The organism is Acetobacter pasteurianus subsp. pasteurianus LMG 1262 = NBRC 106471, assembly GCF_000285275.1.
Lineage (GTDB): Bacteria > Pseudomonadota > Alphaproteobacteria > Acetobacterales > Acetobacteraceae > Acetobacter > Acetobacter pasteurianus.
The window spans coordinates 26,110-46,084 of sequence record NZ_CADO01000009.1 but is presented as its reverse complement, the minus strand read 5'-3'; the positions used below and the strand labels follow the sequence as shown (position 1 = coordinate 46,084).

The following is a 19,975-nucleotide window of genomic DNA, read 5'->3' as shown; positions in this document are numbered from 1 at the left end:
ATGCTTCCTTTATTTTACAAGCAGATATGGAAAATAAAAAAGGGCGAGGGATAAGCCTCGCCCTTGTCATGCTCAGGAGCCGCCAAGACTTTTGACAGCTTCAACCATTTTGGAAAGCACGGCCTGTGCATCTCCAAATACCATTGTGCAGTTCTTCTGGAAGAAGAGCGGATTCTGCACGCCAGAATATCCAACGCCTGTACCACGTTTAATGACAAAGACCTGATGTGCCTTGTAAGCATTCAAAATAGGCATGCCATAAATGGGAGAGGATTTGTCGGTCAGGGCTTCCGGGTTCACCACATCGTTCGCGCCAATAACCAGCGCAACATCCGTTGTGGCGAAACTATCATTTATGTCATCCATGTCATAAATCATGTCATATGGCACGCCAGCTTCGGCCAGAAGAACGTTCATATGTCCAGGCATACGGCCAGCAACGGGGTGGATGGCAAACTTAACATCTACACCATCGGCAACAAGAATTTTGACAAATTCGTAAAGTTTCTGTTGTGCCTGTGCCACGGCCAGCCCGTAACCGGGAATAATGATCACGCTAGATGCATAACGCATGGTGGTGGCAGCATCTGCTGGATCAACAGAATGCATTTCACCTTGCGGGCCTTTGGCGCTGCTGGTGCTATCACCAAAGTTGCTGAACAACACGTTGGTGAGTGAGCGGTTCATGGCCTTGGCCATCAGCACAGTAAGCAATGTACCGGCAGACCCTACAACCATGCCTGCAATCATCAGGGCGGGGTTGTTCATCACATACCCTTCAAGCCCAACAGCCAACCCGGTAAATGCGTTGTAGAGCGAAATAACGACCGGCATATCGGCACCACCGATAGGCAGTGTCATACACACGCCAAACAGCAGAGCCGCTAGGAAGAACAGATCCCGCGGGAGTTCCCGCATCGGTGTGGCATACTGCATGACCGTAAGTGCGCCCAACACCAGAGCAATAAGAAACACCCCGGCATTGAAAATACGCTGACCACCAAAGCGAACAGGCTTTTTCATCCGTCCGTCCAGCTTGGCCCATGCGATAATGGAACCGGTAAGTGAAATGCACCCGATAAGCGCACCCAAAACGGTAATGGTGAGGTGCAGGGGGGATGTTGGATCATCGCTTAAAAGTTCTACAGCCGCCAAGCATGCAGCAGAACCACCGCCCATACCGTTAAAAATTGCAACCATCTGCGGCATGGCTGTCATTTGCACAGTACGGCCACGCCAACCAGCCCATGCGCAACCCAGAACCAGAGCCAATATAGCCAGGACCAGATTTACCAGAAGGTGCGGTTTTGCGGCTTCCGTCACGTTAAATAAATTTAGAAAAGTTGCTGCAATAACAAAGATCATACCGTAACCGGCTGTAACAATACCAGATACAGCCGTAACGGGGGAGGACATGGCTTTCAGCCCGTAAATAAACAGGCCGGCAGCAATAAGGCCACTCAGGCCCACAATGTATTCAATAAACATTTATTGCTGTTCCTTCTTGGCGGGGGCCGGTTTTTGGCTGGGCCGGAACATGGCAAGCATACGGTCTGTTACCACATAACCACCCATTACGTTGCCTGCGCCTAGAAAAACCCCAATAAAACCAATAATCTGTCCGGAAATGCTGGTTGCATTAAACAACGCATCCAAAGCACCAACAACCACAATACCGTGGATAAAGTTGGAGCCAGACATCAGGGGCGTATGCAGAATGGATGGCACGCGGCTGATCACTACATACCCGGTAAAGGCCGCCAGCATGAAAATGTATAAAGCGATAATAAAGGTCATGGATGTTGCGGTAATCATGATGCTTTCTCCACTGGAGCGCTTTCGATAAACTGTTTGATGGCATCATTGGTTATTGCGCCATCATGCGTAAGGGTGGTGCCTTTAATGACATCATCCGTAAAATCAGGTTTCAGCGCGCCGTCATGCACAACCTGTTCTAAAAGATTGTAAATATTCTTGGCATAAAGCTCACTCGCCTGTGCAGCCAGGCAGGATGGAAGATTAGTTGGCCCTACCAATATTACCGGCCCAACTTTAATAATTTCTCCGGCTTTTGTGCCTTCGCAGTTTCCGCCATTGGGGGCGCCCATATCTACCACAACAGAGCCTTCTTTCATGGCGGCCAACTGGTCTGCATCAATCAGGCGTGGTGCATGTTTGCCGGGAACGGCTGCTGTGGTGATAATCAGATCAGCCTGTGCAATATGTTGGCTGAGTGCAGCACGCACTTTTGTTTTTTCTTCTGGTGTCAGTTCACGGGCGTAGCCGCCAGCGCCTCGGGCATCCACGCCGGTATCTACAAAGCGCGCACCAACGGATTCAGCTTCTTCCTTAGTTTCGGGGCGCACATCATAGCCTTCGCACACAGCGCCAAGCCGATGCGCTGTTGCCAAAGCCTGCAACCCGGCAACACCCAACCCCATTACCAACACACGTGCAGCCCGGAGCGAGCCAACGGCAGTTGTCATCATGGGCAGAATTTTCTGCATATGCACGCAGCCCAGAAGAGGTGCGTAATACCCGGCCAAGGCTGCCTGGCTGGAAAGCGCATCCATGGCCTGTGCCCGGCTGATGCGCGGAATAAGCTCCATGGCAAATGTGGTAATCTTGCCATCGCGCAAAGCCTTGACCAGATCGGGCTGTGTTTTGGCGTAAATGAAAGATACCAGCAGGCTGCCGGGCTTCATTTTTTTTACCGTATCCACGCTGGGTGGCTGCACGGCCAACACAATATCTGCATCTCCCAGAAGTTTCTGCTGATCCGCTTCTGTGGTGACGCCAGCCTGTGTGTATGCTGCATCTGTATAGGTTGCAGCGGCCCCTCCGCCCTGTTCCAGAACCAGTGAGGCTCCAAGTTTGGCAATGCGTTGGGCGACTGATGGAATCATGGCAACCCGTCTTTCATCGGCTGCCGTTTCCTTCAGAATTGCAATTTTAAGTGTCACGGTCTGTTCCAAACTCTGTTGTAAAAGTTGGGCAAAGGTCAGAACAGGTTTTGCATCCTGCCTGAGGCACAAAAGTCATGACACTACGGCGCGCAGGGAGGCTGCAATGATGTGTATCAAAAATATAAGTCATAGTGTTCAAGTAATTTATTGTATTTTTGTTTAGCGCTGGCTTGCCCCTTGTTCCGTATGTCGTGCGCTTAAACGGCTCACCATGGCAGTGGGTTTCTGTTTCGGGTGGGTATCAATGTTTTGGAGTGTACAGAAAAAAGCCGCGGGGCGTGCAATCACTGGGGCAGCTGCCCGTGGCGGGCAATTCCATTTGGTTGCGTAATGGTCTAGGGTCTGCCGCCATCAGGCCATATATATGGCCGACATATATACAAGATCAAAAGCAGGTGGATTATGGGATATCGGGTTGCTGTTGTAGGCGCGACTGGAGCCGTGGGGCGTGAAATCCTCAAAACACTGGCGGAGCGGGAATTTCCGGTTGATGAAATTGTGGCTCTGGCCTCGCCGCGTTCTGCCGGGCGGGAAGTTTCGTTCGGAGATCAGGTTCTGAAAGTGCAGAACCTTGAAACATTTGATTTCACCGGATGGGACGTTGGACTGTTTTCCCCCGGTGGCTCTGTGTCTGCAAAATATGCACCTATTGCTGCCAAGGCAGGTTGCGTGGTGATCGACAACACCTCTCACTTCCGTATGGATCCGGATGTGCCGCTGGTGGTGCCAGAAGTAAACCCGAATGCCCTTAAGCAGATCAAGCGCAACATTATTGCCAACCCCAACTGCTCCACCATTCAGATGGTGGTGGCACTTAAGCCGCTGCATGATCTGTTCACCCTCAAGCGGGTTGTGGTGTCCACCTACCAGGCGGTTTCCGGTGCAGGTAAGGACGGCATGGATGAGCTGTTCGCCCAGACACGCGGCACCTTTGTGAATGATCCACCCAAGATTGAGCAGTTCCAGAAGCAGATCGCCTTCAACTGCATTCCGCAGATCGATGTGTTTATGGATGATGGCGCGACCAAAGAAGAATGGAAGATGCGAGTCGAGACAAAGAAAATTCTCGACCCGGATGTAGACGTGATTGCCACCTGTGTGCGTGTGCCCGTGTTTATTGGTCACTCTGAATCTGTTGTGGCTGAGTTTGAAGAACCCGTTGACATCAAGCGTGCCTACGAAGCCCTGCGTGAAGCAGAAGGCGTTGTGGTGCTGGATAAGCGTGAAGATGGTGGCTACGTGACTCCGATTGACTCGGTGGGTGAAGATGCAACCTACGTTTCACGCCTTCGTGTCGATCCAACAGTTCCCAATGGTCTCGCATTTTGGTGTGTGTCCGATAATCTGCGGAAAGGTGCGGCTTTGAACGCGGTGCAGATTGCCGAAACCATGATTGCTCTCGATCTCCTGCCCAGACACGGTTGAGTGAGAATCCCACCCCTCTCGGCCTCGTGTTGGTCTGTTGAATTGACCGGCCAGAGGGGTGGGGCGTAGGACAAAAACGATGCAAACGCCGGATCCAGCCGGCGCTACGGGATAGAGACGGGGTACGAGGCAGACAATGCAGGATATCCGCAAGGCCCTCTATGTAGGGAGCCGAAGTGACGGCAGACTTATTCAGCGGCCCATGTCGCCGCATTTACAGGTCTACCGTTATCGCCTTTCCATGGTTCTTTCCATTATGAACCGTATTACGGGCGTTATCGCAACAGCAGGTGCAACACTGGGTGTGTTCTGGCTTGGGGCTGCGGCCAAAGGGCCAAAAGCCTTTGCTACAGCGCGTAAGGTTACGGGCAACCCGCTTGGGCAGCTTGTGCTACTTGGTTGGCTGGCATCTGTTATTTACCACACGGTTGGCGGTATTCGCCACCTGATCTGGGATAGCGGTTACCGGTACGACAAAAAGGAAGTTAACAAGGATGGCCCGGTAGCCGTGGGTGTTACCGCTGGTGTCAGCACTGTTCTGGCGGCTGGCCTTCTGGCTGTTTCCATTTGTCGCAAACGCAGCCGCGCCAAAGCAGGAAAGGTGTCCTGACATGAATGCTTCTGCTCCTCATATTGAAGTCATGCGCTCCCAGCTTGGGCGGGCACGCGGGCTTGGGGCCGGGCATTCCGGTGTAGCCCACTGGTGGGCCGAACGTGTAACGGCAGCTTCCCTACTTCCACTTTCAACGTGGTTTGTGGTGCAGATGTTCCGCCTTGGCGGCGCAGATCATACAGAAGTGGTGAAGTGGGGCGGCAAGCCCGTAAACGCGACCATGCTGATCGCCTTGATCATCACCACTTTCTACCATGCTCAGCTTGGGCTGCAGGTCATTGTGGATGATTACGTGCATGGCAAGGCGCATCTGCCTACCCGCTTGCTTGTTAAAATTGGCACCTCTTTGTTGGGGCTGCTGGGCGTAATTGCCGTTATCAAGCTGTTTGTGCGCGGTAGTACTGCCAAATAAGCCGGGCCACCGCCTTATAGAATCAAGAGCCTGTGCCGCCAGCGCCCCAAAGCCTGAAGCGCTGTGGCACGAACCTGAAAAGACTGACAGGCCGAACGCAATGGGAGCGCCGTCACGATGAACGCCAATACCTCTCCGTCACGGGGAGCTTACCGAATTGTTGATCACGCTTATGATGTTGTGGTTGTGGGAGCAGGTGGTTCGGGCCTGCGTGCAACGTTGGGAATGGGCGCCGCAGGGCTAAGCACCGCATGCGTTACCAAGGTTTTCCCAACACGTAGCCATACTGTGGCTGCACAGGGGGGCATCGGGGCTTCTCTGGGTAACATGGCCGAAGATAACTGGCGCTGGCACATGTATGACACCGTAAAGGGGTCTGACTGGCTGGGCGATCAGGACGCCATTGAATTTATGTGCCGTGAGGCCGTGCCTGCTGTGCGCGAACTGGAGCACTTTGGTGTGCCGTTCTCCCGCACGGAAGATGGCAAGATTTATCAGCGCCCCTTCGGTGGGCATATGAGCGATTATGGTAAGGCGCCTGTACCACGCGCCTGTGCTGCGGCTGACCGTACCGGCCATGCCATTTTGCACACGCTGTATCAGCAGTGCCTCAAGCACAATGTTGAATTCTTCGTCGAATATTTTGCCATTGACCTCATCATGGATGAGGAAGGTGAATGCCGTGGCGTGATGGCCTGGTGCCAGGATGATGGCACAATCCACCGTTTCAACGCCAAGATGGTTGTGCTGGCTACCGGCGGTTATGGCCGTGCGTACCAGTCCTGCACCTCTGCCCATACCTGTACGGGTGATGGTAACGGTATGGCCATGCGTGCGGGTATTCCTACGCAGGATATGGAATTTGTGCAGTTCCACCCCACCGGCATCTATCCAGCAGGCTGCCTGCTGACAGAAGGCTGCCGTGGTGAAGGTGGTTATCTGACCAACTCCGAAGGCGAACGCTTTATGGAGCGTTATGCGCCAACGGCCAAGGATCTGGCCTCGCGCGATGTGGTTTCTCGCGCCATGACAATCGAGATCAAGGAAGGCCGTGGTTGTGGTCCGAAAAAAGACCACATCATGATGCACCTTGAGCACCTTGGGTCTGATCTTCTGCACCAGCGTTTGCCGGGTATTATTGAAACGGCACGCATCTTTGCCGGTGTGGACGTGACCAAGGAGCCCGTGCCGGTTCTGCCAACCGTGCATTATAATATGGGTGGTATTCCCACCAATATTCATGGTGAAGTAGTGCGCCCAACTCCGGATAACCCGGATGCAGTTGTGCCGGGCCTGATGGCTGTGGGTGAAGCAGCTTGTGTTTCCGTGCATGGTGCAAACCGTTTGGGCACAAACTCTCTGCTGGATCTTATCGTGTTTGGCCGTGCAGCCTCCCGTCGTGCTGCGGAAGTGGTGAAGCCAACAGACTTTACCCGTCCGCTACCTGCTGGTGCTGGTGAAGCTGCACTGGATCGGCTGGACCGGCTGCGTTACGCCAAGGGTGGCACCAAGGTTTCTGCCCTGCGTGAGCGCTTGCAGCGTGATATGCAAACACATGCCGCTGTGTTCCGTACGCAGGAAAGCCTGCAGGAAGGCGTGGACAAGATTCGCGATATCTGGACCGGCGTGAGCGATATCTCTGTGGCAGATTCCTCCCTGATCTGGAACAGCGATCTGATGGAAGCGCTGGAGTTTGAAAACCTGCTGGCAAACGCCACTGTCACGCTGGAAAGCGGCCTTGCACGGCATGAAAGCCGTGGGGCACACGCGCGGGATGATTATCCTAACCGTGATGACAAGGAATGGCTCAAGCATTCCGTATCGTGGCTGGATGACAAGGGCGGCGTGAAGCTGACCTACCGTCCGGTGCATATGAAGACCCTGACCGATGATGTGCAGGTCTTCCCACCCAAAAAGCGCGTTTACTGAGTTATCGGAACGAACGGGCGATAAAGGGAGGCGAACATGGTTGAACTCAGACTGCCGCGCAACAGCACGATCGGGAAAGGTAAAACCTTTCCCGCACCAGCCGGTGCAAAAAATGTCAGAACATTCCGGATTTATCGTTGGACCCCGGATGATGACAAAAACCCGGTTATTGATAGCTATGAACTTGATCTGGATACTATCGGGCCAATGGTGCTGGATGCCATCATCCATATCAAGAACGAAATAGACCCCACACTGACATTCCGGCGCTCTTGCCGTGAAGGAATTTGTGGGTCCTGCGCCATGAACATTGATGGGGAAAACACGCTTGCGTGCCTGAAACCCATCAAGGACATCAAAGGCGATGTGCGCATCTATCCGCTGCCGCATATGCCAATTGTAAAAGATCTGGTGTCCAATCTGGATGGTGCTTATGCGCAGTTGCGCTCTATCCAGCCTTGGATGCAGGCAGACAGTGCTCCTCCGCCAGATTCCGAACGGAAGCAGAGCATTGAGGAACGTGCCAAGCTGGACGGGATGTGGGAATGCATTCTGTGCTTCTGCTGCACAACATCCTGCCCATCCTATTGGTGGAATGGGGACAAGTATCTAGGCCCAGCCGTTCTTCTGGCAGCGTATCGTTGGATTGCTGATAGCCGCGATGAACATACGGGTGACCGTCTGGATGGGCTGGAAGATACCTTCAAACTGTATGCCTGCCGTACCATCATGAACTGCACCCAGACATGCCCGAAGGGTCTGAACCCGGCCAAGGCCATTGGGCGTATCAAGGAACTGCAACTGGAACGGAAAGTCTGATTTTTCGTCTTTCCAGGCAGTCGATTTACAAAAAACCCGGTATGGCTTTGCCCTGCCGGGTTTTTTGTAACCCAAGCGAAGATACTTCATCTTCCTGCCCTTCTGCATTGACGGCAGCAAAGGAAGGTGGAACATGAAACCTGCTAGAAGACGATCTGTTTGGTAGTGAGGTTTTTCGTGTTTGACGGCCATCTTTCTTCATCATCTGGCCGTGCGCGGGCCTGGACTGACAGCCTGTTTGTAGATCACGCCATTTTCCGCCTGATGTGGACGAATTTTCACGCGGTTATTCCGGGCAAAGTATATCGGTGTAACCACCCCACCCCAGCGCGCTTGAAAAGAGCCATGGAACGGTTGGGCTTGCGTACGCTGGTGAACTTACGTGGGCATAGAAAATGCGGGTCTGATGCCCTCTCTCGCAATGCTGCACGCGGCCTTGGTTTGCACCATGTAGATATGGCGTTTGAAAGCCGTGGTGCGCCCCATAAGGATAGAATTCTGCGTTTTGCGGATATGTACCAGAAGCTGGATTTTCCAATGCTGATGCATTGTAAATCGGGCGCAGATCGCGCCGGTTTGGCGTCTGGCTTGGTGGTGCTGTTTGAAGGTGGATCTGCCCAACAGGCGCTTAAGGAACTGTCTTGGAAATACGGGCATTTCCGGAGTTCTCGCACAGGTATTCTGGATGCATTTTTCCTGCATTATCAGGCGGAGGGAGAAGGTCGCATGCCTTTTCTTGAATGGGTGCGGAATGAATATGATGAGCACGCGCTAAAAGAAGAGTTTGTGGCAAATAAGCTTTCTTCTTTTCTGACAGATCAGGTTTTGCGGCGCGAATAGGTGCGGTAAAAAAGATCACGGTTTCCATGATCCTTTTTAATTGCAGGGCCTGATACTGAATGGTTCCTCATAAACCTGTGCCTGTTCTGGCCGTTGTGGCTGCATTGCTTTCTTGGGCATGTGCATATCCGGTTGTGCGGCTGGCACTTCCTTTTTTTGCACCTGTTCCGTTAGCTGCGGCCCGTTATATGGTGGCTGCGTGCCTTGTTGTGTGCTGGTTGTGTGTAAAGCGCCCAGCATTACCGCGACTAAAAGATATTCCACGATTTTTGGCGTGTGGCGGCATTGGCATTGCGCTTTACAATATTCTTTTCAATACGGGTGAACAGACAGTTTCTGCTGGCGCAGCCAGTCTGTTGTTGAATACAGCCCCTTTTTTAGCCGCTATTGCCGCTGTTCTGTTCTTGAACGAACGACTGACTGTGTGGGGGTGGCTGGGTTCTCTCATCAGCTTTACCGGTGTGGTGATTATTGGGAGCGGCCAACCCGGCGGGTTAGGTTTCGGTTCTGGCACCACGGTTATGCTGGCAGCAGCTTTATGCTCTGCAACATACTATCTGCTCCAACGGCCTTTGGTAACGCGCTACGGAGCGTTGGTGACTACGGCTTATATTTTGCTAATTGGCGCAGGTCTGCTTCTGCCGTGGCTTCCCAGTGCCATAAACACGCATAATGGTTGGCCAGCTTGGGCGTTGGTTGGGGTGTTGGGGGTGTTCCCGTCTATTCTGGGGTATGGCGCCTGGGCGCATGTGGTAGGGCAGGTGGGTGTCGCTCGTTCTTCCGGCTTGTTATATTTGCTTTCTCCCACAACGCTTCTGCTGGCGTTTGTGTTGGTGAGAGAAGTGCCAAATGCGCGCACCCTTATTGGTGGGTGTATTGTTATGGCGGGTGTTGGGTTGATGCAAATGTACGGGCATCCACGCCCGCAGTTGAAAGCTGAAAAGACAGCATAAAAAAAACCACTCCAGACACAAGGTCTGAAGTGGTTTTGCAAGAATAGAACTTTAAAACCGTGCTTAGATTGGCAGGGTTTTTTCCAGTGTTGTGCTGATAGCTGTCAGGCCGGGAAGCACCTTGCCTTCCAGCCATTCCAGAAAAGCCCCGCCTGCGGTGGATACATAAGACATCTTATGCAGCACACCCGCATGCCGCAGGGCGGAAACAGTATCTCCACCACCGGCTACGGTTTTCAGTTTGCCTTCCTGCGTCAGTTGGGCAGCAGCCTGAGCAACAGCATTTGTGCCTTCATCAAACGGAGGCAGTTCAAACACGCCCAAAGGCCCGTTCCAGACCAGCGTTTTCAAACCAGCAAGTTTGCTTTGCAGCAGCTTTACGGTTTCTGGTCCAACGTCTAGTGCCATCCAGCCATCAGGAATGGCCGTTACAGGCACAACCTGTGTGGGTGCTCCTGCAATAAAATCTTCCGAAATCACAACATCTACCGGAAGGATCAGATCGCAGTTTTTGGCTTTGGCCTGTTCCATAATCGTGCGTGCTGTATCCAGCATGTCTTTTTCGATCAGGGATTTGCCAACCTGTAGGCCCTTGGCAGCCAAAAACGTGTTGGCCATGGCGCCACCAATAGCCAGCATGTCCACCTTTGCCAGCATATTTTCAAGCAGCTGAAGTTTGGTGGAAATTTTTGCGCCGCCCACAATAGCCCCAACAGGCCGTTCCGGATTTTCCAGCGCAGCATATAGAGCTTCCAGCTCTGCCTGCATCAATCGGCCACCATAAGATGGCAGATGGGCTGCAACGCCAGCGGTAGAAGCATGTGCACGGTGCGCGGCAGAAAAGGCATCGTTCACATACACATCGCCAAGGCTGGCGAGGGCTGCGGACAAGCCTGCATCGTTCTTTTCTTCACCCGGCTGAAAGCGCGTGTTTTCCAACAGCAGGATGTCTCCATCCTGCATGGAGCGCGCAGCGGCTTCGGCATCCGGGCCAATGCAATCATGCGCAAAGCTGACAGGCCGCCCCAAAGCTGTGGCCAGAGCCGTAGCAATGGGCTGGAGCGACATATCCGGCACCACCTTGCCTTTTGGCCGGTCAAAATGGCTGAGCAGAATAACCCGCCCGCCTTTTTCAGCCAGTTCGCGAATGGTGGGCACAACACGTTCAATACGTGTTTCGTCTGTAACCTTCCCGTCCTTCATGGGCACGTTCAGGTCCACACGCAGCAGAATACGTTTGCCCTTGGGGTCAAGCGTATCCAGCGTGCTGAAAGGAAGTTCTGCCATTACAGGCTTCCGAACAGAGCTGCTGTATCAGACATGCGGTTGGAGAAGCCCCATTCGTTATCGTACCAGGAGCAGACACGAACAAGTTTGCCACCATCTACCAATGCGGTCTGTGTTGCATCGAATGTTGAAGATGCCAGTGCATGGTTGAAATCAGAACTGACGAGCGGTGCATCAGAATACGCCAGAGCGTTTTTCATCTTGCCGGAGTCGACAACGGCTTTGATGGCGTTGTTGACGTCTTCAACTGAAGCCGGTGTGTTTTTAGGCACAAAGTCCAGAGAAACGATGGAAACATTGGCGGTAGGAACACGAATGGCGGTGCCATCCAGCTTGCCTTTAAGCTGTGGCAGAACCAGACCAACAGCGCGGGCTGCACCGGTAGAGGTCGGGATCATGTTCAGGCCAGCTGCGCGGGCGCGGCGCAGATCCTTGTGCAGCGTGTCTACCGTGCGCTGATCACCCGTGTAGGAATGAATGGTGACCATGTAGCCACGTTCAATCCCGAACGCATCTTCCAGCACCTTGGCCATTGGGGCCAGACAGTTGGTGGTGCAGGATGCATTGGAAATCACGGTCATGTCCGGTGTCAGTACATCCTGGTTCACACCGTAAACAATGGTGGCATCCACATCTGTAGCTGGTGCGGAAATAACCACCTTACGTGCGCCAGCTGTAAGCAGCGGCTGTGCTTTTTCCTTGGAGGTAAACAGGCCCGTGCATTCCATGGCCACGTCAACGCCCTGAAAAGGAACCTTGGAGGGATCACGTTCCGCAGAAACGGTAATGGGGTCCCATGTGCGACCGTTGGCGGTGACAATAATTTTGTTGCCATCCACCCGGATATCAGCAGGCAGGCGACCATGCACGCTGTCATAGCTTAACAGATGGGCATTGGCTTCTACGCTGCCCAGATCATTGATAGCTACCGGCACAACATCGGTGCGTCCGCTTTCAATAATGCCGCGCAGCACAAGGCGGCCGATGCGTCCGAAGCCATTGATAGCGATTTTGACTGCCATGGTTTTCTTTCTCCGTTCTGTCGTTCTGTGATCTTGTACGATCTTCTTATTGTTACAACGGCTCCCGCTCTTGCTGGCGGGAGGTAGGTGATGGCGCCTGAAGGAACCTTTCTTCTATGGCGCCGGATGTACGCAAGTGTTTTAAAACCCGCGCACAAATCGCTCCGGCAGTAATGCCAAAACGTTCATACACCGCGTTGGCAGGTGCGGATACGCCAAAATCATCCATACCAACGAAAAATCCTTGGCTGCCTAGCCAGCGTTCCCATCCAAAGCCAGAGGCAGCTTCAATTCCCACACGCAGCACATCTGTGCCCAGAATGGCAGTTTTGTAAGCTTCTGGTTGGTTGGAAAACACTTCCCAACAGGGAATGGAAACAACAGCGGCCTGCACGCCATGTTGCCGCAAGAGCTGCTCCGTCTCCAATGCAATGCTCACTTCTGGGCCAGAAGCCATAAGGGTGACATGCCGCGTAGCACTGCCGTGCAGAATGTATCCTCCGCGTGCGGCAGATCCCTGCATGGGCACAGCATAGGAATGTTCGGGCGGGTTGGGGCAGAGCATGATAACAGCCGGGCCAGATTGCCAGCGGATGGCTGCCTTCCAGCAGGCAAAGGCTTCCTGTGCGTTTGCGGGCCGAAAAACGGCCAGATGCGGCATGGCGCGCAGGCTGGCAAGTTGTTCCACCGGTTGCCAGCTTGCACCATCATGGCTGAGGGCCAGCCCATCATCTGTTAAAAGATAGATAATTTTCTGGCGCATCAGCGCAGCCATACGGAGTGCGGCGCGCATACGGTCCACCGTAATCATACTGGCAATGCCGCAAGGTAAAATGCCGCCATGCAAGGACATGCCATTTAACATTCCGGCCATACCATGTTCCTGAATATTACATGGCCAGTCTGGTTGAATGTGCGCTGCCGCAGAGGTGCGAGGCAATGCAGATGTTGCGGTTAAAACTGTAAGCTCTGGCAAAAGGGCAGAAAGCGTATGCAGGCTGGTTATGGCGGCTTGCTGGGTGGAGGCCTGATGTGTGGGCTGCATGGCGCGGCGGCACAGCCGGCTCCAGTCCTCCATGAGCAAGCTCGGTAAGGTGTTAGCAGTTTCACGCTCAAAAGCTGTGCGCAGGCGATGTCTGGCCAGCCGTTTAAGCCATGAACGGTATGCTGTGGCGCCGCGTCGGGCTGTTGGGCTCCACGGGCCTGTCAGTTCCTCTTCTGGTGATAGGCATGGTTGAGGACGAAAGGTTTGCGGGCTTTCAGGCGGCATGCAGGCAATAAGTGTTGGTTTTTTAGCCCGCAAGGTGGCCGCTAGAGCACCGTTGATGGCGCTTAACTGTGATGCATCTACTTTACGGATGCTCCACCCTGATGCGCTAAAACGCGCCAGAGAGTTTGAGAACTCGGTTCTATCTGCTCCCGGCGTGGGGCTGACGAGAACAGCAAGTTGGGTCAGGCCAAAACGACCGGCAAGCTGCGCGGCTTCCATGGCAACGCCAGTGGCCAAATCTCCATCGCGCGCCAGCACCCATGTCCGGTGGTTGACCAATGAACGCCCATAGCGTTTTGCCAGAAGGTGTTCTGCAAGTGCCATACCAGCCGCAGCTGCGATGCCTTGCCCAGCAGGGCCAGGGGCGGTTTCTACGCCCGGATGCATGCCATATTCCAAAGGGGACTCGGAAAACGCGTAAGTGCCGCTAAGGTGCAGCATGGCCTGCAATAAAGGGTGCAGGGTGGCGGAGGGCACAACAAATCTGTCCCGGTCCGGCCAATCGGGGTGTGCTGGATCAAAACGCAGCACGCGGCACCATAGTGCCGTAACAGGCAGGCAAAGTGTTTGCAGTAGCGCCAGATGCGCAGAATTTCTGGCTTTCCCTAAAAGCAGGCGAGCCGCCGCACATAGGCGCAGCACAACTGTATCCTGCGCAGGCAGGGCTGTCGCAGGGGAGGTAAATGGATGCTCTATGAGTGTGGCCTGTGCCATTGGAAAGAGAGTGTGGAACGAAATTTTGCTGCTGAAAAGGGTAAGAAAAGGCCCAAAGGACTTGCACACGGTGCAGGAGAGCGCGAAAGAAACAGAAATGGCTTTGTAAAGCCATGTTGAATTGCCATTACACGTTCTGGTGGAGAACTGTCCTGTTATGCTGCCCGTTTCCCAAGTGATAGAAAAAGGGTCTTTTCTCCGTGTTGTTGTTGCGGGGTGCGTGCTGGTTGGCATGACAGGCTGCAAGCTGGTTGATCAAAAAACCTTCAACCCGAACGCAGGTGTGGCACCCAAGCCGTATATTCCGCCGCCGCCGCCGGGTCCGCCGCCTGTGCCGCCGTTGATTGAGCTGGCAGCAGGTACCCCTGCATCGCAGTGGGAAGGACCGGTTGATCAGATCACGCGTCTTGCCCTTAGCCGCAAACCTGATGTTCTGTTTGTTGTCAGATGTCTGGTGCCGCCACAGGCCAATGCAGATGCGGAACAATCTTCCCTGATGAACTTGGTGCAGGGTGATGGCCGCGCCGTGTTGCAGGAAATGATTAACGCCGGAGCATCGGAAGCGCAGGTGGAAATGTCCGCTATGCCGGATTCTTCCGTGACGAAACCGGTTGTGCGGGTGTATGTGCGGTAAAGCAGCACTATATACACAAACGTGTGAACACACAGGCCAGACGGCCGATGGGTACGCGCCATGCCCCGACCGTTTCTGACGAGAAGCGAGGAGAAAGTTAGCGTGGGAGCGATAAAAAACGCCCGCCATCCTTTTTATGATCACTGCCATCAGGCGCTGGATCAGATCAAACATCAGGGGCGTTACAGAACCTTTACGCCATTGGCCCGTCAGGCAGAGCGCTTTCCTTTGTATGAAGAGGCCGTGCGTGATCTGCCGCAAGGGCGTGAAGTTATTGTATGGTCAACCAATGACTATCTGGGCATGGGCGTTGTGCCGGAGGTGCAGGACGCTGCTATCGCCGCCATTCGGGAACATGGGGCTGGCGCAGGTGGTACGCGTAATATTGCAGGCACAAGCCCGCTGCATACGCAGTTGGAAGCAGAACTGGCTTCCTTGCACGGTAAGGAAGCTGGGCTACTGTTTATTTCTGGCTATGTTTCCAACCAGGCCAGCCTGCAAACTATTCTGACATCCATGCCAGGTTGGATCTGTTTTTCAGACCGGCTGAATCATGCATCCATGATTGCAGGCATCAAAGGTGCTCGCGGGTCTCAGACAGTCATTTACGAACATAATGACCTGAAAGATCTGGAAGAAAAATTGGCGGCAGCGCCAAAAGATGCTCCCAAGCTGATCGCGTTTGAGAGCGTTTATTCCATGGACGGTGATATTTCCGATATCGCCGGAACCTGTGCGCTTGCCCGTAAATATAATGCGCTGACCTATCTGGATGAAGTACATGCCGTGGGCCTGTACGGTCAGGAAGGCGGCGGTGTTTCCCAGCGCGATGGTGTGGCCGATCAGGTTGATATTATCGAAGGCACACTGGCCAAGGGCTTTGGTGTGCATGGCGGTTACATTACAGCTTCTGCTGAGATTGTAGATTTTCTGCGCTCTACAGCTTCCGGGTTCATCTTCACTACAGCACTGCCGCCACCGGTTGTGGCAGGGGCGCTTGCCAGTGTGCGCAAGGTGCGTGCGGAAAACTGGCGGCGTGAATCTATTTTTGAGCGCGTGAATACGTTCCGCCACCGCCTGCGGGCTGCCGGTGTGCCATTTACCATGACACCCAGCCATATTGTGCCCATTCCCATTGGTGATGCAGAGCGTTGCAAGCGCATCTGCCGCCGCTTGCTGACAGAGTATGGGCACTACGCAACCCCCATCAATTATCCGACTGTGCCGCAGGGCACGGAGCGTCTGCGCCTTACGCCGGGGCCGTTCCACACGGATGAGATGATGGATGACTTGATTAATGCGCTGGGTGTTCTGCTGCGTGAAGAAGGCATTATGCCAGCACGTCAGGCAGCCTGCTCGGCCGCGTAAAAAGCATTTCTGGTGGGTGCGGGTTTTAACGCACCCACCAAACAGGATTAGTGGCTGCTTTTCAGCTTATCCACGGCAGCTTTAAGTTCAGATAAAGAAACAGCACCGGGGATAATGGCCTGATCCCCAATAATGAAGGTAGGCGTTCCTTCCAGATTGATGGAGCGGGCCAGAGCAACATTTTTTGCCAGCGCTGTGGTGACGGCCGAACTTTTCATGTCCTTCACCAGCTTATCCGTATCCAGCCCGGCTTGCCGTGCTGCATTCCGGATTCGATCCATCCCAGGGGCAGAAGAATCCGTCATCAGGATTTTTTGGAACGGAATGTATTTGCCCTGCAAGCCAGCAGCCATAATGGCCTGTGCATCCAGCGTGCTGTTTGGCCCAAGAACAGGAATAACTTTTTCCACCAGTCTTAGGTCTGGTTCTGCGGCAACAAGTGCATCCAGATCATCCAGCACCTTACGGCAGTAAGGGCAGCGTGGGTCATAAAACTCCACTACATTCAGGGTACCCTGCGGGTTCCCCAACACCACATCAGTAGAGCTGCCACCAAAAAGCGGTTTGTTATGGCGAACCAGGTCGAGCGCAGAGGCACTTGTCTGCGCTGCGGCCTGATTTTGCAGGGAGGCAATCGCATCCGACAGAATGGAGGGGTCGGTTTTCAGGGCGTTGCGCATGATGTTGACGATTTCGGCGCGCTGGGCAGGTGTAAAGCTGCTATCTGCTGCACGTACCGGCGCGGAGTCCGCACAAAACAGAGCGGCAGCCAGTGCCCCAGCGCCCGCTGTAAGGCGGAAGAAAGATTTCAGATTCTGCATGGTGTCCTTGTCCATAAACTGGAATGGTATGGCACGTGCGGTCATTACGGCAAGGTTGGGCTGTTGCTGCCCGCCGTAAAGCAGGTTAATCCAGAGAGATACCATCCAGACGACTGCCCGCCGGACGGGCCCAGTAGTGGAGAAAGCAAGGCGTGGCCGCCCGTTCTATTATTCCCCGTTTTACGCGGTTTAAAACCGTGCTTTCTGGTTCTCGCAAGCGTGCGGGGGCTTTGGCTCTTGCTCTTACCTCTGTTCTGCCAGCCTGTAGTTCTGGCAGCCATATCGCACAGCCGGTGGAAACCGGGTTTGTGGGAGAAGTTGTGGCGGATGAACCGCAGGCCGTTTTGGTGGGGCGCGATGTTCTGGCCAAAGGGGGCAATGCAGCCGATGCTGCGGCAGCCCTTGGGCTCGCTCTTTCTGTTACGCTGCCTTCCCGCGCATCTTTGGGTGGCGGTGGTGCCTGTCTGGCATGGAAGCCGGGTGATAGTGCTGGGCAAGCTTTTGTGTTTCTGCCCAGAGCCGGGTTGAATGATGCCGGGGCAGATCGCCCCGCTTCTGTGCCCATGCTGGCCCGTGGCCTGTATTTGATGCAGCTGCGTTATGGCAGTGTGGATTTTGCTGATCTGCTGTTGCCGGCCCGTAATCTGGCTTCCCGCGGGGTGCCGGTAGGCGGATTGTTGGCCTCTGACCTTGCTGCTGTTCAGGCACCCTTGCTGGCAGATGAAAGAACCCGTGCCATTTTTGGTAATGCCAACGGTAACGTGCTGGTGGCGGATGACGTGATGGTGCAAACACGTTTGGCAGGTGCGCTGGAGCGGATGCGCATTGCTGGTGTGGGTGATCTTTATGCTGGAGCCTTGGGCCAGACATTTGCCGATGCCGCGCGTGTTGCAGGTGCCGGGCTAACAACGCTGGATTTGCGCGCGGCTGTTCCCGTGGCGGCCCAGCCGCTTACAGCACGCGTTGATGGTGTTGATATCAGCTTTCTGCCACCGCCTGCAGATGGCGGGTTTGGTATGGCTGCTGCATACCTCTCCAATGTGGGGCAGAATGGCGGTCGTGTAAGGGCCGAAACGGCAGTATCTGGTTGGCGTGCCCGACAAGGTGCAAAAGGGGCGGCCACCAGTATTGCAGATGCACAGGCTCTTCTGAACTCTGGCCATATTCCTGCTGGCTCTGTTCTGCCAGCCTTGCCTGCTTCTACATCTTTTGTGGTGACGGATAGGCAGGGGGAATCTGTTGGCTGTGCATTCACCATGAACAATCTGTTTGGTACCGGGCGTATTGCTGGTTCCACAGGCATTATGCTGGGGGCTTCTCCGGTGCGGAAACCCCTGCCGCTTCTGCCTGTTGCCATTGCGCACCGCGGTAATAACCAGTTTCAGGCTGCGGCTACCGCATCTGGGCAGAATGTAGCGGCAGATACGGCAGCCGTTGCGTTGCAGGCTGCAATAGTGGGTAGTCGGCCACAGGTTACCAACGGTGTAGGCCGTGCCAATTTTGTGTCCTGCCCAGCCGGCTTGCCGGGCGATGGCAGCAAATGCTTTGGTTGGACAGACCCCAGAGGGTTCGGGCTAGCTCTTTCTTCCGATCATGGGAAAAAGAGCTGATAATTTTCAGAATCTTAAAAGATGGCAGCTTAATCTCACGCTGCCATCTTGAAAAGTTGCCAATTTGTTCTTAATAGAACAGTGAGAGATGGCAACAGTAGCAAAAAGTTTTCATAAAGCGGTTACCCGGTACATTCGTTGCTGCCGCAGGGGCTTTATGGCAGGAATTAAACGCATAATCTTTCGTGCATGGTGCGTTATGCACATTCAAGGGCCTTACATACATCTGGCAGTCCGGCCCACAGGAAGGGAATGGTAAAAATGGATAAGGCAAAGGCTCTCGAAGGCGCGCTGGGGCAGATTGAACGTGCTTTTGGCAAGGGTTCTGTCATGCGCTTGGGGCAGCGGCCCAAAGTAGAGGCAGATGTTATTCCTACAGGTTCCCTTGGGCTGGATATTGCGCTCGGAATTGGTGGGTTGCCCCGTGGGCGTGTGGTGGAAATTTACGGGCCAGAAAGTTCTGGTAAAACCACGCTTGCGCTCCATGCTATTGCAGAAGCGCAAAAACGTGACGGCACATGTGCTTTTATTGATGCCGAACATGCGCTGGACCCCAGTTATGCCAAAAAGCTGGGTGTGGACGTAGATAACCTGCTGATCAGCCAGCCAGATACGGGTGAACAGGCGCTGGAAATTGCAGATACACTTGTGCGATCCGGCGCGATTGATGTTCTGGTGGTGGATAGTGTTGCCGCATTGGTGCCACGTGCAGAACTGGAAGGGGATATGGGCGATAGCCATGTTGGTCTTCATGCACGTTTGATGAGCCAGGCGCTGCGTAAGCTTACAGGCACGGTGGCACGCTCCAATACTCTGATGATCTTTCTGAACCAGATCCGCCTGAAAATTGGTGTAATGTTTGGGAACCCGGAAACAACCACGGGTGGTAACGCCCTGAAGTTCTATTCTTCCGTGCGTATGGATATTCGCCGTATCGGGTCCATTAAGGACAAGGATGAGGTTACTGGTAACCAGACGCGCGTAAAGGTTGTTAAAAACAAAATGGCGCCGCCTTTCCGTCAGGTAGAGTTTGATATCATGTACGGTGAAGGTATCAGCAAGGTGGGTGAGCTGATTGACCTTGGCGTAAAAGCTGGTGTTGTCGAAAAATCCGGGGCTTGGTTTTCATACGATAGTCAGCGCATTGGGCAGGGGCGTGAAAACGCCAAACAGTTCCTGCGTGATCATCCAGAAATGGCCGCAGATATCGAACGCCGTGTGCGTGAACACGCCGGTGTTGTTGCCGAGGCCATGATGGTGGCACCAGAACACCAAGAAGGTGACTGAACTTC

At 54.0% G+C, this 19,975-nt stretch carries 18 protein-coding genes; 11 read left to right on the top strand and 7 right to left on the bottom strand.

The window, feature by feature from the left end:
* Positions 1–72 precede the first annotated feature (72 nt).
* Genes APA10_RS03225 through APA10_RS03215 form a run of 3 tightly spaced genes read right to left on the bottom strand, consistent with a single transcriptional unit; the run spans position 73 to position 2,963 of the window.
* Positions 73–1,488: an NAD(P)(+) transhydrogenase (Re/Si-specific) subunit beta gene (locus APA10_RS03225; RefSeq protein WP_003629445.1), complete on the bottom strand. Its 1,416-nt coding sequence runs from the start codon at positions 1,486–1,488 to the stop codon at positions 73–75.
* The gene (locus APA10_RS03220; protein WP_003624941.1) at positions 1,489–1,815 is read right to left on the bottom strand and encodes an NAD(P) transhydrogenase subunit alpha; all 327 of its coding nucleotides are present in this window, start codon (positions 1,813–1,815) and stop codon (positions 1,489–1,491) included.
* Positions 1,812–2,963, bottom strand: a complete 1,152-nt coding sequence (locus tag APA10_RS03215; RefSeq protein ID WP_035365806.1) for an NAD(P) transhydrogenase subunit alpha — start codon at positions 2,961–2,963, stop codon at positions 1,812–1,814. The genes APA10_RS03220 and APA10_RS03215 overlap by 4 nt, the downstream gene beginning before the upstream one ends.
* A gap of 405 nt (positions 2,964–3,368) precedes the next feature.
* Here APA10_RS03215 and APA10_RS03210 point away from each other — a divergent pair, with 405 nt between their 5' ends.
* The 7 genes from APA10_RS03210 (at position 3,369) to APA10_RS03175 (ending at position 9,957) form a co-directional block, all read left to right on the top strand.
* The gene (locus APA10_RS03210; RefSeq protein WP_003624937.1) at positions 3,369–4,391 is read left to right on the top strand and encodes an aspartate-semialdehyde dehydrogenase; all 1,023 of its coding nucleotides are present in this window, start codon (positions 3,369–3,371) and stop codon (positions 4,389–4,391) included.
* Between the two features lie 136 nt (positions 4,392–4,527).
* On the top strand, positions 4,528–5,001 hold the full coding sequence (gene sdhC / locus APA10_RS03205) for a succinate dehydrogenase, cytochrome b556 subunit (protein ID WP_012812271.1): 474 nt from the start codon (positions 4,528–4,530) through the stop codon (positions 4,999–5,001).
* Position 5,002: 1 nt separating this feature from the next.
* Positions 5,003–5,416: a succinate dehydrogenase, hydrophobic membrane anchor protein gene (sdhD, locus tag APA10_RS03200; RefSeq protein WP_003629439.1), complete on the top strand. Its 414-nt coding sequence runs from the start codon at positions 5,003–5,005 to the stop codon at positions 5,414–5,416.
* Between the two features lie 117 nt (positions 5,417–5,533).
* Complete coding sequence (gene sdhA, locus APA10_RS03195; protein WP_003629438.1) at positions 5,534–7,345, top strand: succinate dehydrogenase flavoprotein subunit; 1,812 nt, start codon at positions 5,534–5,536, stop codon at positions 7,343–7,345.
* Positions 7,346–7,381: 36 nt separating this feature from the next.
* Positions 7,382–8,164, top strand: a complete 783-nt coding sequence (locus APA10_RS03190) for a succinate dehydrogenase iron-sulfur subunit (RefSeq protein ID WP_003624930.1) — start codon at positions 7,382–7,384, stop codon at positions 8,162–8,164.
* Between the two features lie 177 nt (positions 8,165–8,341).
* A complete protein-coding gene (locus APA10_RS03180; RefSeq protein WP_003624925.1) occupies positions 8,342–9,004 on the top strand; it encodes a tyrosine-protein phosphatase in 663 nt (220 codons plus the stop codon).
* A 59-nt stretch (positions 9,005–9,063) separates the two neighbouring features.
* A complete protein-coding gene (locus APA10_RS03175; RefSeq protein WP_003629436.1) occupies positions 9,064–9,957 on the top strand; it encodes a DMT family transporter in 894 nt (297 codons plus the stop codon).
* 63 nt (positions 9,958–10,020) lie between these two features.
* Here the strand turns inward: APA10_RS03175 and APA10_RS03170 are convergent, their stop codons facing one another.
* From APA10_RS03170 to APA10_RS03160, 3 genes are read right to left on the bottom strand one after another with little or no spacing between them, the layout of a single operon-like run.
* Complete coding sequence (locus APA10_RS03170) at positions 10,021–11,244, bottom strand: phosphoglycerate kinase (RefSeq protein ID WP_003629435.1); 1,224 nt, start codon at positions 11,242–11,244, stop codon at positions 10,021–10,023.
* On the bottom strand, positions 11,244–12,266 hold the full coding sequence (gene gap, locus APA10_RS03165) for a type I glyceraldehyde-3-phosphate dehydrogenase (protein WP_003629434.1): 1,023 nt from the start codon (positions 12,264–12,266) through the stop codon (positions 11,244–11,246). The genes APA10_RS03170 and gap overlap by 1 nt, the downstream gene beginning before the upstream one ends.
* 52 nt (positions 12,267–12,318) lie before the next feature.
* Entirely contained in the window at positions 12,319–14,250 is a 1,932-nt protein-coding gene (locus tag APA10_RS03160) for a transketolase-like TK C-terminal-containing protein (protein ID WP_003629432.1), read from the bottom strand.
* A gap of 157 nt (positions 14,251–14,407) precedes the next feature.
* On the opposite strand from APA10_RS03160, the gene APA10_RS03155 reads away from it, so the two are divergent.
* Entirely contained in the window at positions 14,408–14,884 is a 477-nt protein-coding gene (locus APA10_RS03155) for a hypothetical protein (RefSeq protein ID WP_003629431.1), read from the top strand.
* 60 nt (positions 14,885–14,944) lie between these two features.
* Positions 14,945–16,252, top strand: coding sequence for a 5-aminolevulinate synthase (hemA, locus tag APA10_RS03150; protein ID WP_050923475.1), 1,308 nt, complete (start codon positions 14,945–14,947; stop codon positions 16,250–16,252).
* Positions 16,253–16,299: 47 nt separating this feature from the next.
* On the opposite strand, the gene APA10_RS03145 is transcribed toward hemA, so the two are convergent.
* Positions 16,300–17,178, bottom strand: a complete 879-nt coding sequence (locus tag APA10_RS03145; protein WP_003629430.1) for a DsbA family protein — start codon at positions 17,176–17,178, stop codon at positions 16,300–16,302.
* 47 nt (positions 17,179–17,225) lie between these two features.
* On the opposite strand from APA10_RS03145, the gene APA10_RS03140 reads away from it, so the two are divergent.
* Positions 17,226–18,683: a gamma-glutamyltransferase gene (locus APA10_RS03140; RefSeq protein ID WP_003629429.1), complete on the top strand. Its 1,458-nt coding sequence runs from the start codon at positions 17,226–17,228 to the stop codon at positions 18,681–18,683.
* Positions 18,684–18,944: 261 nt separating this feature from the next.
* Positions 18,945–19,970: a recombinase RecA gene (gene recA / locus APA10_RS03135; RefSeq protein ID WP_276325077.1), complete on the top strand. Its 1,026-nt coding sequence runs from the start codon at positions 18,945–18,947 to the stop codon at positions 19,968–19,970.
* The last annotated feature ends 5 nt before the right edge of the window (positions 19,971–19,975 follow it).

What these genes read in the sequence shown, in the direction of transcription:
- gap (WP_003629434.1), bottom strand. Translation starts at nt 12,266, where the DNA reads ATGGCAGTCAAAATCGCTATCAATGGCTTCGGACGCATCGGCCGCCTT.
- sdhD (WP_003629439.1), top strand. Translation starts at nt 5,003, where the DNA reads ATGAATGCTTCTGCTCCTCATATTGAAGTCATGCGCTCCCAGCTTGGG.
- APA10_RS03155 (WP_003629431.1), top strand. Translation starts at nt 14,408, where the DNA reads ATGCTGCCCGTTTCCCAAGTGATAGAAAAAGGGTCTTTTCTCCGTGTT.
- APA10_RS03225 (WP_003629445.1), bottom strand. Translation starts at nt 1,488, where the DNA reads ATGTTTATTGAATACATTGTGGGCCTGAGTGGCCTTATTGCTGCCGGC.
- APA10_RS03190 (WP_003624930.1), top strand. Translation starts at nt 7,382, where the DNA reads ATGGTTGAACTCAGACTGCCGCGCAACAGCACGATCGGGAAAGGTAAA.
- sdhC (WP_012812271.1), top strand. Translation starts at nt 4,528, where the DNA reads ATGCAGGATATCCGCAAGGCCCTCTATGTAGGGAGCCGAAGTGACGGC.
- APA10_RS03170 (WP_003629435.1), bottom strand. Translation starts at nt 11,244, where the DNA reads ATGGCAGAACTTCCTTTCAGCACGCTGGATACGCTTGACCCCAAGGGC.
- APA10_RS03210 (WP_003624937.1), top strand. Translation starts at nt 3,369, where the DNA reads ATGGGATATCGGGTTGCTGTTGTAGGCGCGACTGGAGCCGTGGGGCGT.
- recA (WP_276325077.1), top strand. Translation starts at nt 18,945, where the DNA reads ATGGATAAGGCAAAGGCTCTCGAAGGCGCGCTGGGGCAGATTGAACGT.
- APA10_RS03160 (WP_003629432.1), bottom strand. Translation starts at nt 14,250, where the DNA reads ATGGCACAGGCCACACTCATAGAGCATCCATTTACCTCCCCTGCGACA.
- APA10_RS03175 (WP_003629436.1), top strand. Translation starts at nt 9,064, where the DNA reads ATGGTTCCTCATAAACCTGTGCCTGTTCTGGCCGTTGTGGCTGCATTG.
- APA10_RS03220 (WP_003624941.1), bottom strand. Translation starts at nt 1,815, where the DNA reads ATGATTACCGCAACATCCATGACCTTTATTATCGCTTTATACATTTTC.
- hemA (WP_050923475.1), top strand. Translation starts at nt 14,945, where the DNA reads ATGCCCCGACCGTTTCTGACGAGAAGCGAGGAGAAAGTTAGCGTGGGA.
- APA10_RS03145 (WP_003629430.1), bottom strand. Translation starts at nt 17,178, where the DNA reads ATGGTATCTCTCTGGATTAACCTGCTTTACGGCGGGCAGCAACAGCCC.
- sdhA (WP_003629438.1), top strand. Translation starts at nt 5,534, where the DNA reads ATGAACGCCAATACCTCTCCGTCACGGGGAGCTTACCGAATTGTTGAT.